Origin of the sequence: Janibacter sp. RAF52, assembly GCF_052114035.1 — a bacterium.
Taxonomy (GTDB): Bacteria; Actinomycetota; Actinomycetes; order Actinomycetales; family Dermatophilaceae; genus Janibacter; species Janibacter hoylei.
On the sequence record NZ_JBFRDY010000016.1, the window covers coordinates 1 to 11,325 of the forward strand.

Annotated in this window: 10 protein-coding genes, 1 pseudogene and 1 other annotated feature; of the genes and pseudogenes, 2 read left to right on the forward strand and 9 right to left on the reverse strand. The window is 69.4% G+C overall.

From position 1 onward, the window contains the following. The 5 genes and pseudogenes from AB4Y78_RS15115 to AB4Y78_RS15135 form a co-directional block, all read right to left on the reverse strand. Positions 1–916, reverse strand: a pseudogene (locus AB4Y78_RS15115) (IS3-like element ISTesp1 family transposase); the annotation flags it as partial. After that, positions 788–922 (reverse strand) — a sequence feature (AL1L pseudoknot). Its footprint overlaps the pseudogene before it by 129 nt. 52 nt (positions 923–974) lie before the next feature. Continuing rightward, a complete protein-coding gene (gene rfbB, locus AB4Y78_RS15120; protein WP_259911202.1) occupies positions 975–1,970 on the reverse strand; it encodes a dTDP-glucose 4,6-dehydratase in 996 nt (331 codons plus the stop codon). 1 nt (position 1,971) lies between these two features. After that, positions 1,972–3,510 carry a bifunctional dTDP-4-dehydrorhamnose 3,5-epimerase family protein/NAD(P)-dependent oxidoreductase gene (locus tag AB4Y78_RS15125; RefSeq protein WP_265231291.1) on the reverse strand — a complete coding sequence of 513 codons (1,539 nt, stop codon included), beginning with the start codon at positions 3,508–3,510 and terminating at the stop codon, positions 1,972–1,974. Next, positions 3,510–4,094, reverse strand: coding sequence for a PIN domain-containing protein (locus AB4Y78_RS15130; RefSeq protein WP_259921117.1), 585 nt, complete (start codon positions 4,092–4,094; stop codon positions 3,510–3,512). The genes AB4Y78_RS15125 and AB4Y78_RS15130 overlap by 1 nt, the downstream gene beginning before the upstream one ends. Before the next feature lie 17 nt (positions 4,095–4,111). Continuing rightward, positions 4,112–4,612, reverse strand: a complete 501-nt coding sequence (locus tag AB4Y78_RS15135) for a helix-turn-helix domain-containing protein (RefSeq protein WP_259911258.1) — start codon at positions 4,610–4,612, stop codon at positions 4,112–4,114. 127 nt (positions 4,613–4,739) lie between these two features. On the opposite strand from AB4Y78_RS15135, the gene rfbA reads away from it, so the two are divergent. After that, positions 4,740–5,612, forward strand: coding sequence for a glucose-1-phosphate thymidylyltransferase RfbA (rfbA, locus tag AB4Y78_RS15140; RefSeq protein ID WP_259911206.1), 873 nt, complete (start codon positions 4,740–4,742; stop codon positions 5,610–5,612). A gap of 89 nt (positions 5,613–5,701) precedes the next feature. Here rfbA and AB4Y78_RS15145 read toward each other — a convergent pair whose 3' ends face one another. From AB4Y78_RS15145 to AB4Y78_RS15155, 3 genes are all read right to left on the reverse strand, one after another. Further along, on the reverse strand, positions 5,702–5,908 hold the full coding sequence (locus tag AB4Y78_RS15145) for a hypothetical protein (RefSeq protein ID WP_441715249.1): 207 nt from the start codon (positions 5,906–5,908) through the stop codon (positions 5,702–5,704). Positions 5,909–6,284: 376 nt separating this feature from the next. Continuing rightward, complete coding sequence (locus AB4Y78_RS15150) at positions 6,285–7,421, reverse strand: hypothetical protein (protein WP_441715250.1); 1,137 nt, start codon at positions 7,419–7,421, stop codon at positions 6,285–6,287. Positions 7,422–7,686: 265 nt separating this feature from the next. Beyond that, positions 7,687–8,259 (reverse strand): arsenate reductase/protein-tyrosine-phosphatase family protein, encoded by a 573-nt coding sequence (locus AB4Y78_RS15155; protein ID WP_441715252.1) that lies wholly within the window; start codon positions 8,257–8,259, stop codon positions 7,687–7,689. A gap of 97 nt (positions 8,260–8,356) precedes the next feature. On the opposite strand from AB4Y78_RS15155, the gene AB4Y78_RS15160 reads away from it, so the two are divergent. Beyond that, complete coding sequence (locus tag AB4Y78_RS15160; protein WP_441715254.1) at positions 8,357–9,781, forward strand: polysaccharide biosynthesis tyrosine autokinase; 1,425 nt, start codon at positions 8,357–8,359, stop codon at positions 9,779–9,781. A 6-nt stretch (positions 9,782–9,787) separates the two neighbouring features. On the opposite strand, the gene AB4Y78_RS15165 is transcribed toward AB4Y78_RS15160, so the two are convergent. Then, positions 9,788–11,269 (reverse strand): polysaccharide biosynthesis tyrosine autokinase, encoded by a 1,482-nt coding sequence (locus tag AB4Y78_RS15165; protein WP_441715256.1) that lies wholly within the window; start codon positions 11,267–11,269, stop codon positions 9,788–9,790. Positions 11,270–11,325 lie beyond the last annotated feature (56 nt).

Genomic DNA, 11,325 nt, shown 5'->3' on the forward strand with positions numbered 1-11,325 from the left:
ACGCTTCCTCGAACTCTGCTGGCGGGACGTCGCCCAGGTAGCCGTGGAGGCGGTCGTGGTTGTGCCAGTGGACCCAGGACAGGGTGGCGAGCTCGACATCCTCGATGCTCTTCCAGGGCCGTCCCTGGCGTGCGGGGCCGCGGATTAGCTCGGCCTTGTAGTAGCCGTTCACGGTCTCGGCAAGGGCGTTATCGTACGAATCCCCGACGGTGCCGATCGAGGGCACCGCACCGATCTCAGCCAGTCGTTCTCCGTAGCGAATCGACGTGAATTGGCTGCCCGCGTCGCTGTGACACCGCAGCCCGTCGAGCTGGGTGCCGCGTGACCACCTGGCCATCTCGATGGCGTCGAGGACCATCGTGGTCCTCATGTGCGAGGCGACTCGCCACCCGACGATCGTGCGGGAGTAGGCGTCGATGATGAAGCAGACGTAGGCGACGCCGGCCCAGGTCGGCACGAAGGTCAGATCTGTGACCCACAACTGGTTCGGCGCGGTGGCGGTGAAGTCGCGGTCCACCAGGTCCGGGTGCCGCGGCATGCCCGGGTCTGGCGTGGTGGTGCGCACCCGCTTGGTGCGCCGCACGCCCTCGATACCCTCGGCGCGCATCAGCCGGGCGACCTGGTCGCGGCCGATGTCGTGACCAGAGCGTCGCGCGGCCTTCCAGATCTTCCGTGCCCCGTAGACCCGGTAGTTGGCTTCCCACAGCTGCCGCACCACCGGGCCCATCACCGCGTCACGTCGGGCACGGGCCGATGGCTGCCGGCTCTTGACCTGGTAGTAGCTGCTGGGGGCCACCTGCAGCACGCTGCAGATGAGCTCGACCCCCAGCCGCCGACCCGCGACGACGTCGTCGCGGTTGGCGTCGATGAACGCGGCTACTTCTTGTGCTGGCGGTCGAGCTCCGCCCCGAAGAAACTGGCGGATAGCCGTTGCGCATCCCGGCATGGTCCCAAAAACCGAGGGCGAAGGGGAATCACAGCACCTTTTCGCTCCGGGCGTAGCGCGCCTCGGTCGCGGACTTGTGCGGGCGCCACCAGTCCTCGTGGGCCCGGTACCAGTCGATCGTCGCGGCCAGCCCGGACCGGAAGTCGCGGTACCGAGGCTGCCACCCGAGCTCCTCGCGCAGCCGGGTCCAGTCGATGGCATAGCGCCGGTCGTGCCCGGGCCGGTCGGTGACGTGGTCGTAGTCGCCGGGCTCGCGCCCCATGAGGTCGAGCACGGTCTCGACGACGGTCATGTTGTCGACCTCGCCGTCGGCGCCGATGAGGTAGGTCTCGCCCATCCGCCCGCGGTCGATGATCGCCCACACCGCCGAGTTGTGGTCGTCGACGTGGATCCAGTCGCGCACGTTGAGCCCGTCCCCGTAGAGGCGTGGCCGGCGCCCGTCGAGGACCTCGGTGACCTGGCGCGGGATGAACTTCTCGACGTGCTGGCGGGGCCCGTAGTTGTTGGAGCAGTTGGAGATCGTCGCCTCGATGCCGAAGGACCTCACCCACGCCCGCACGAGGAGGTCACTGGCCCCCTTGGTCGATGAGTAGGGGCTCGACGGGTTGTAGGGCGTCGCCTCGCTGAAGCGCTCCGGCGAGTCCAGCGCGAGGTCGCCGTAGACCTCGTCGGTGGAGATGTGGTGGTAGCGCACGTCGTGGCGGCGGACGGCCTCGAGCAGCTCGTAGGTGCCGACGACGTTGGTCTGGACGAAGGGCCCCGGCGAGGCGAGCGAGTTGTCGTTGTGCGACTCCGCGGCGAAGTGCACGACGACGTCGGACTCCCCCACGAGCCGGTCGACGAGCGCGCCGTCCTGCACGAGCCCCTCGACGAAGCGCACGTCCGCGCCCTCCAGCGACGACCGCGACCCCGCGTAGGTCAGCGCGTCGAGCACGGTCACCTCCGCGTCCGGTCGCGTCGCCAGCGTCTGGTGGACGAAGTTGCTCCCGATGAACCCGGCTCCCCCGGTCACGAGCACGCGCATGTCAGTTCCTTCCGTTCGTCGAGGTGCGAGGGCCGCCAAGCCCGAGCCTCGAGACGCCGGTCCCGTGGCCTCGAGGCTCGTCGCCGGAGCTCCTCACACCTCGACCAACGTTCGTCGAGTCGTCTCTACCCACGTTCGTCGAGGTGCGAGGGCCCCCGGGCCCGAGCCTCGAGACGTACTCAGCCAAAGCCTCCACCTGCTCCATCGGCTCGTACCCCGTCGCCCGCAGCTTCGCCAGCGACAGCGTCGAGTGCTCGGGCCGCGGCGCCATAGCCCGCCCGGCGCCGTACTCGGCCGTCGTCACCGACGTCACGTCCTCGCGGGCGCGCCCGCGCAGCGCAAACACCTCGCGGGCGATCCCCGCCCACGTCATCGCGTCCCCCGACTGCGAGACGTTGTACGTGCCGAAGGGGGCACCGCCCGCCAGCAGGTGCACGGTCGCCGCGGCGATCTCGTCCGCGAACGCCAGTCGCCCCCACTGGTCGTCGACGACGGTCGGCGAGCCCCCTTCGTCCGCCAGACGCGCCATGGTGCGCACGAAGTTGACCCCCTCCCCCACGACCCACGACGTGCGCAGCACGTAGTGCCGGGGCGCCACGGACACCGCGAGGTCGCCGGCGGCCTTGGTGCGGCCGTACTCGCCGACGGGCGTGAGGGCTTCGTCCTCGTCGTGCTCGCGGGTGCGCCCGTCGAAGACGTAGTCCGAGCTGTAGTGCACGAGCGTGCGACCCTCGGCCGCGGCGCGCCGGGCCAGCTGGGCGGGCAGCTGCGCGTTGAGCCGCCAGGCGAGGGCACTCCCTTCGCCGGTCTCCGCGGCGTCAACCGCGGTCATCGCGGCGGCGTTGATGATCACGTCGTGGCCGGAGAGGTCGAGCGCCTCCACCGCGGCCGGGTCGGTGAGGTCGAGCTCGTCGCGGGTCGGCGCGACGGCGTCCGGCAGGAGGCGGCGCAGGGCCTGGCCGACCTGACCGCTGCCGCCGAGGAGGAGCACCGGCTTCGGGACGAAGGGGGTGACCTCCGCCAGCTGCGGGTTCGCCCGGTCCTTGTCGGAGATCTCGCTCTGCGACAACGGGATCGGCCAGTCGATGGCGGCGGTCGGGTCGTCGAGGGCGAGCGCAGGATAGGTCAGGTCCGGGCGCCAGTGCTCGTTGACGAGATAGCTGTAGACGGTGTCGTCGGCGAGCGCCTGGTAGGAGTTGCCGACGCCGCGCGGGACGAAGACCGCGGTGCCCGGCTCGACCTCGAGGGTGAAGGTCGCGCCGAGGCCCGCCCCCGCCCGCAGGTCGACCCACGCGCCGAAGACCCGGCCGTGCACGACGGTGACGAGCTTGTCCCAGGGTTCGGCGTGGATGCCGCGGGTCGCGCCGCGCGAGGCATTGGACGAGACGTTGTGCTGCACCGGCGCGAAGTCCGGCAGCCCCGCCGCGACCATCTTGACGCGCTGCCACCCTTCGGTGAACCACCCGCGCGCGTCGCGGTGGACCGGGCCTCGGACGACGAGCAGCCCGGGGATCGGGGTGGTCTCCACGCTCAGTGCCATCAGTGGACCTCAACGATCGGGTTCAGGAGATCCGCAACCTCGTGCATCTCATACCTGAGGACGAGCTGCTCGAGGATCTCGGGGGATGATTGGACCGGGTTCTGTCGTCGCCCGGCCATCGCCTTCAGTGCGGCGACCCCGGCCTGTGGGTGCGCTGCGACCGTGTTGGCGGCGAACACCTTCGGCGTGATCGTGTCGATACCGGCCTCGATCAGCGCAGTGGCCGTCGTGAACCCCGCCCGCTTGTCGTCCGTCACGATGGCGTCCGCCTTGCCCATGATGGCTGCATGTGCGACGTGCCCGTCGTCCGGGTCCGCGACGTCGTAGGCATACGCACGATCCTTCGGTGAGTCGACCTCAGCGCCGGGGAAGGCGTGTCTCATCTGGTCCATCAGTCGACGTCGCCGGGACTCACTTCCGCTGATGCCTCGCCGGGCATCGAGAGCGGCAAGCGTGTAGTCCAGCTCCGCCAAGATCCCCGTACCCCATAGGGGGGTGTATGCGCCCTCCGTGGCCAGCTGGAGCAAGAAGTCGCGCTGCAGACCGGGGACAAGGGTGCACGTATCCAGCACGACTCGGTACACGCCAGCGCTCCCGCTCGTCAGGCCTTGCGGCGCGCCTCGTCCAGCGCTTCGGACACCTCGGCAGGATCGATGTCGTCATACCCGTCCGAGCTGTCGGTGATGAACCGGTTGCGCCGGTCACGCAGCTCCTCCCGGTACGCCAAGACGTCCGCGAGACGAAGCTTGCGACGAACTGCCCCGGGGACGTGAGCGCTGAGCTCGCCGTCATCGATGAGACGAACGACCGTCGGTCGGCTGAGACCGAGGATCTCGGCGGCCTGCTGCGTGGTGATCTCCTCATCACGGGTCAGGATGCTGATCGACTGCCCGTGGCTCAGTGCATTGACGACGTTCTTGAGGATCGCGTGGAGTTGCTCCGTGAGCTCGACTCGGTCACCTTCGCTCGAGCCCGACAGGTAGAAGGCGGGTTCGACCGCACCGTGGCGCTTCTCGTGCGCTTCGAGGAAACTCAGCACCTTGGCGAGTTCGTCCGCCTCTGCCGGCACGGGGCTCAGGACATCCGAAGCAGTAGCACCCATGATGCTCACGTCCTTCAGTTGAATCGGCGGGGTTCTTTAGAGTACCGCATTACGAAAGTTACGAATACTCCTCCATGGCCGCTCGCCACATCCATCAGTCTCCGCTCACTTCGATACCCTCGGGCTCATGCGCGGGATCATCCTCGCCGGGGGGACTGGGTCGCGACTGCACCCCATCACCCTCGGCGTCTCCAAGCAGCTGCTGCCGGTCTACGACAAGCCGATGGTCTACTACCCGCTGAGCACGTTGATGCTCGCGGGGATCCGTGACGTCCTCGTCATCACGACGCCGCACGAGGCGCCGCAGTTCGAGCGGCTCCTCGGTGACGGGTCGCGCCTGGGGGTCTCGATCACCTATGCGCAGCAGCCGAGCCCGGACGGTCTGGCGCAGGCCTTCCTCATCGGTGAGCGGCACCTCGCGGGTGGGCCGGCGGCCCTCGTGCTCGGCGACAACATCTTCTACGGGCCGGGTCTGGGCACGCAGCTGCGCCGCTTCGCGTCGGTCGACGGGGCGGCGGTCTTCGGGTACCAGGTGGTCAATCCGCAGGACTACGGCGTGGTCGACTTCGACGACGAAGGGAGGGCCCTGCACCTGGAGGAGAAGCCCACCTCCCCCCGCAGCCGGTTCGCCGTGCCCGGCCTGTACTTCTACGACGACACCGTGGTCGAGCGGGCTCGCGGGCTGCGCCCGTCGCCGCGCGGCGAGCTGGAGATCACCGACCTCAACCGCACCTACCTCGACGAAGGGAGGCTGCAGGTCGAGGTCCTCCCCCGCGGCACCGCGTGGCTCGACACCGGCACCTTCGCCTCGCTCAACGACGCGAGCAACTACGTGCGCACCCTCGAGGCCCGGCAGGGCCTGAAGATCGGCTGCCCCGAGGAGGTCGCCTGGCGGATGGGCTACATCGACGACGCCGCCCTCCGCGACCGCGCCGAGCCGCTGGTCAAGAGCAGTTACGGCACCTACCTCCTTGACCTGCTCGACACCGACGCCCCCTGAGGACCTCAACCCCACGTTCCCTGAGGACCCTCCCCTCGCCACGTTCCCTGAGGAGCTCGCGCAGCAAGCGTCTTGAAGGGCCCGGGCCCTCACCCCAGCCCGCGGATCACCCGCTCGAGCGAGGCGAGGTGCTCGACGCTGTCTCGCGGGTCCACGAGCTCGGCGACGGAGGGGTCATGGGTGGCGATGAGCAGCTGGCCGACCAGGATCCACAGGGTGAGCAGTGCGTCGTCGAGCTCGCCGCGCTCTCGGGCGCTCACCAGCAGCTCCCGCAGGCCGGGCTCCGCAGTGGCCACAGTGTCCACCCGGCTGCACTCTGCTCGGCCGGCGCGCTGGGCGCGGGCGACACCGAGGACGCGGCCCAGCTCAGCGAGTGGGACGGGGCTGTCGGGACCGTGCGAGGCCAGAGGTGTCAGGGCCGATCGCGCGTACTCACCGAAGCGGGCCGGCAGCTCCAAGCACAGGCCCGGGCACGAGGGGCACACGTGGTAGCCCGCGAAGAAGGGGTCCGACGAGGTGATGGCACAGATCCGGTAGCAGCGTGAGCACCAACCGAGGGACGGTCCGTCCGTGGCACCGTCGACCACCCTTCCTCCTTCACCAGCTATGCGGCCCGCGCGAGCTGGCGGGGGTGGCGCACGGCGCGAGTACCCGGACACCGCTGTTCCAAACTCATCTCACGAGTGGCCTTCGTCCGACCCGCCCCACCGCCAGCACCGCCGCCCACCACAGCAACGCCGTCACGAACCCCCGGAAGAGGTACAGCTCGACGAGCATCGCCGGCAGCGACAGCAGCAGCGCGACGGCCACGAGCGACAGCTCACCGCGCCGGCGGATCTCCCGGACGCAGCGCCGCACGACGAGTCCCAGGACGACGAGCAGCAGGACCAGCCCGACGAGGCCGTACTCGACGAGCGCCTCGAGATAGGTCGAGTGCGCGTGGTAGAGCACCTGCCCCCAGGGACTGTCGTGCTGCATGCCGACGAGCTCCTCGCCCGGTCGCCCCCGCTCCAGCGCGAGCCACGGCCAGACCCGCATGGGCCCGATCCCGAAGACGATCCCGCCGAGCGATCCCGACCATGCCTCGACACCGGTCACGGCGTTGTCCCAGCGTGCGGGGTCGACGAGCACGTCGGCCCCGCGGCGGCGGACCAGCTCGAGCACGCCGACGACCGCGACGAGCCCACCGACCGGCACCCCCCAGCGCAGGTTGACCCGCCGGTGACTCACGAGCATCACGACGAGCACCACGAGCGCGAGCAACCATCCCGCGCGCGAGAGGCTCTGGACGATGAGGAGGGCGGCCATGACGGAGATCACCCGCCACCACCAGCGACGTTCGGTATGCATCCGCACCCTCGCCACGGCTGCGGCGAAGCCGAGCGTCAGCCCGACGGCGTTGTTGGACGCACCGCCGATCGGCAGCCCCGGTCGCCACAGGACGGCATGGCCGGTCACGATCGGCACGACCCACGCGGCGACGGCGCTGCCGACCACGGCAGCCCCGAGCATCGCCGTCACGGTCCTCGTGACGGACCCGGCGTCGAGCGTCCTCAGCAGCGCCCATGCTGCGAGGCAGGCGATAGCGGCGAGGATGGTGGCCGCCAGCGCGGTGTCCCACCGGTCCCCGGACCGCACGAGGCAGAGCGCCATCCAGGCAAAGAGGCCACCCACGGCCCACGTCTCACCACGGCTCAGCAGCGCGACGCGCCCCCGCTCGTGCAACGCCCACAGCGTGGCGGCGGCGAGCACGACCAGCACGAGCAGGTACCCAGCCACCCCGGGCCCGACATTCGTCGCCGGCGGCACCGCACTCAGCACGAACGCGGCGACAACCGCGACCGCGCTCCCCCCACGCTGGTCGAGGCGCCAATCCGCACCCCCACGCTGGTTGAGGAACCATCCCGCACCCCCACGTTGGTTGAGGTGCGAATCCGCGCAGCGGGTGAGCCTCGAAACCAGGCGCCGCACACCCCCACGTTCCCTGAGGTGCGAATCCACGCCCCCACGTTGGTTGAGGTGCGAATCCGCGCAGCGGGTGAGCCTCCAAACCAGCCCTACGACCGAGACCAACTCAGCTGAACTGCTCCTCGAAGGCCACGATCCGCTCGACGGCAGCGTCCACCTCACGCGCCATCCGGTCGAAGACCTCCTGCGGCCGGCGGTACGGGTCGGCGATGTCGTCCGCCCCCTCCGGGGCTCGGCTCAGTCCCCGCTCCCGGGCGAGGTGCGAAGGGAGTGCCCCCCACCGCTCCTCGGGCGTGGCCAGGCCGGCGAGACGCTGCGTCCACGGCTCGCGCTCGTTCGCGGAGTCGAGCAGCCGAGCGAGCTCCTTGAGCGTGAAGGCGCGCTTGAGGTGCCGCGGCGAGTACGACAGCACGATCTTGCGGTGGCTGATCTCGAGCGGCAGCACGATGTCGACGTCATCGAGGAGTCGCTCGGTGAGCTGCCGCGCAGCGAAGCCCTCGTGCGCGATCCCGCGTGCGGCGAGGATGCTCGCGCTCCCCGGGTCGACCGGGTTGCCGATGAGTGCCTGGGTGCCGGCGCTGCGGACCTCGAAAGCGCCCGGGCGGACGGCGTCGAGGGCACGGCCGAGGGCAAGATGGGCATACGGAGACCGGCAGATGTTGCCGGTGCAGACAGTCATGATCCGGACAGTCATATGACCTATCCTGCCGCACTGATCTGGCTGTGCGAGACTCGCCCATGCCGTTTGTCTTCCCTGATCGAAAGGCACCGAGAGCGTGGAGCTGCAGGACTACCTGAGGATCATCCGCAAGAGGTGGATGACCATCGTCATCACCGCCTTGGTGGTTGTCGGCCTGGCGGCGCTGTGGACGGTGTCGCAGCCGAAGCGCTACACGTCGTCGACGCGATTCTTCGTCTCGGTCTCCGGTGCCGACACCGCGGCCCTGCAGCAGGGCAGCACCTTCACCCAGCAGCGCGTGAAGTCCTATGCGGAGCTGCTCAAGACCCCGCGGGCGCTCAACCCGGTGGTCGAGGAGCTGGGGGACGACACGACGACCAGCGACCTCGCGGGCCAGATCACGGTGACGACGCCGCCGGAGACGGTCATCGTCGAGGTCGCCGTCACCGACCCGGATCCGGAGCACGCTCAGGAGATCGCGACCGCGATCGGCACGACCTTCCCCGAGGTCGTCTCCGAGGTGGAGCGCCCGGAGGGCTCGAAGAAGTCCTCCCCGATCAAGGTGTCGCTCGTCGAGCCTGCGTCAACGAGCAAGACCCCCACGAGCCCGGTCCCGACCCGCAACCTCGCGCTCGGACTAGTCCTCGGTCTGCTTCTCGGCGCCGGTCTGGCGATGTTGCGGCACCTGCTCGACACCACCGTCCGCACGGACGAGGACGTCGAGGAGATCACCGAGGAGCCCGTGATCGGCGCGGTCCACTACGACCCTCGGGCGGGCAAGGAGCCGCTCATCGTCGAATCGGACCCTGCGTCGCCCCGCTCGGAGGCGTTCCGCGCGGTGCGGACCAACCTGATGTTCGTCAACGCGGCCAACCACCCCAAGACGATCCTGCTGACCTCGTCGATCCCGGGTGAGGGCAAGTCCACGACGATCGCCAACCTTGCGCTGACCCTCGCGCAGTCGGGCTCGCGTGTGTGCCTCATCGAGGCCGACCTCCGTCGCCCGCGCCTGCTGCAGTACCTCGGGCTCGAGGGCGCGGCTGGCCTGACCGACGTGCTCATCGAGCGAGCGATGCTCGACGACGTCCTGCAGCCCTATGGCTCTGACCGCCTGGATGTCATCGGGGCCGGGGCGATCCCGCCCAACCCGAGCGAGCTGCTCGCGTCGGAGCCGATGAGTCGCGTCCTGCTCAACCTATCGGCGCGCTACGACTACGTCCTCATCGACACCCCGCCGGTCCTGCCGGTCACCGACGCCGTCGTCCTGAGCACCAAGGTGGACGGGGTGATCGTGCTCGTGGGGACGACGATCGTGCGCAAGGAACAGCTCGAGGCGACGCTCGAGGCATTGTCCGCGGTCGACAACAGCCTGCTCGGCCTCGTGCTCAACCGCGTGAGCCACAAGTCCGCGGGCGGATACGGTTCTGGCTATTACGGCTACTACGACCCGGAGACGAGCAAGCGGAGGGGCCGAAAGGCGCCGAGATCACGACGCGGTTTCTTGGCTCGGCGCAGAGGGTGAGCGAACTCAGCGGCCCCGTCGATTGCCCTTCAGCTCGCGGCGGCTGGTGACACCCGCGCCGTCGGCTTCGTAGACGTAGTCGCGGGTGTACGACTTCGTGTAGCCGTACTCGACGTCGCCGTAGCGGATCCGGTCGACCTTGCTCGTCGACACCTGGTTGAGGATCGCACCGAGCACCTTGCCGTCGACGGCCCGCAGGGCTGCCACGGCGCGCTCGACCTCTTCCTTGTGCGTCTTGGCAGCCGCCACGACGAGCACGGCACCGTCGGCGCTACGGGTGAGCAGTGCGGCGTCGGTGACCGGGAGGAGCGGCGGAGCGTCGAGGATGACGAAGTGGTCCTGCGCGAGCTGCTCGATGAGCTGCTCCATGCGGTGTGAGCCCAAGAGCTCGGAGGGATTCGGAGGGACGGCACCCGCGGCGAGGACCTCGAGCCCGTCGGTGTGCGAGGGCTGGAGTGCGTCGACGAGGTTGGCCGTCCCGGCGAGCACCTGGGAGAGGCCTACCGTGCCGTCCAGGTCGAAGGCGCGTGCCACGGCAGAGCGCCGGAGGTCGGCATCGATGAGGACGACGTGCTCTCCGGACTCGGCGAGCACGGTCGCGAGATTGGAGGCAACGGTCGACTTGCCCTCACCCTGCTTGGCGCTGGTGATGACGATGGACCTCGGCTGGTGGTCGACGTCGACGAAGCGCAGGTTGGTGCGCAGCTTGCGCAGGGACTCCCGCTCGTGGAAGGACTTGTTGCGATCGGCCGCCCCGCGCTCTGAGCCGAGCTCCTCGCTCTTGGGCAGGATCCCGAGCACGCCGGCGCCCGTTGCCTCCTCGACGTCCTCGGTTCGGCGGAGCTTGGTGTCGTTGTGCTGGCGCACGGCCGCCAGACCGAAGCCCACGAGCAGGCCCAGAAGCAGGCCGAGCGGCAGGATGCGTGATGGGTTGGGCGAGGAAGGCGACGTGGGGAGGACTGCCGACTCGTTGGGCTCGATGAGGACCTGAGCCTGCGACTCGACCTTGCGCGTCTTGCCGTCGGCGCCGACGACCTCGCGTGTCGGTCCAGACTCCTCGATCCGTTTTGCCTCGGCGGCCGACGCCTTGACGACGGCGTCGGCCACATCACGAGCCTCCTCAGGGCTCGGCCCGGTGGCGGTGACGCTGATGGAGACCCCGTCCTCGGGCACCGTGGCAGTGATGCGCGACGCCAACTGCTGCGGGGTGCTGTCGAGCCCCAGCTCCTTGATGACCGACTGGGTCACCCGCCGGTTGGTGAAGAGGGTCACGTAGGCCTTCGCCTTCTGCTGGGCGAGGGTCTGCGAGGAGTAGGACTCACCAATGCTTGAGCCCCCACCGGCGGTGACGTAGCCAGCAGCGCTGGCCGTGTACTCCTTCGGCTGCAGCAGCATCCACCCGACAGCGAGCACCAGTCCCAGCACCGCACACAGACCGATGACGACGAACTGTCGACGAACGAGTTTCCAGAGGTCTTCCAGGGTCACGCGGTCTCCTCGCTGATGCTGCGCCCCCTTGGCGCGCATGGCCGCCCGCCAGTATA

Excerpts from the sequence above, each read along its gene's own strand:
- AB4Y78_RS15135 (WP_259911258.1), bottom strand. The coding sequence starts at position 4,612 with ATGGGTGCTACTGCTTCGGATGTCCTGAGCCCCGTGCCGGCAGAGGCG.
- rfbB (WP_259911202.1), bottom strand. The coding sequence starts at position 1,970 with ATGCGCGTGCTCGTGACCGGGGGAGCCGGGTTCATCGGGAGCAACTTC.
- rfbA (WP_259911206.1), top strand. The coding sequence starts at position 4,740 with ATGCGCGGGATCATCCTCGCCGGGGGGACTGGGTCGCGACTGCACCCC.
- AB4Y78_RS15125 (WP_265231291.1), bottom strand. The coding sequence starts at position 3,510 with ATGGCACTGAGCGTGGAGACCACCCCGATCCCCGGGCTGCTCGTCGTC.
- AB4Y78_RS15155 (WP_441715252.1), bottom strand. The coding sequence starts at position 8,259 with ATGACTGTCTGCACCGGCAACATCTGCCGGTCTCCGTATGCCCATCTT.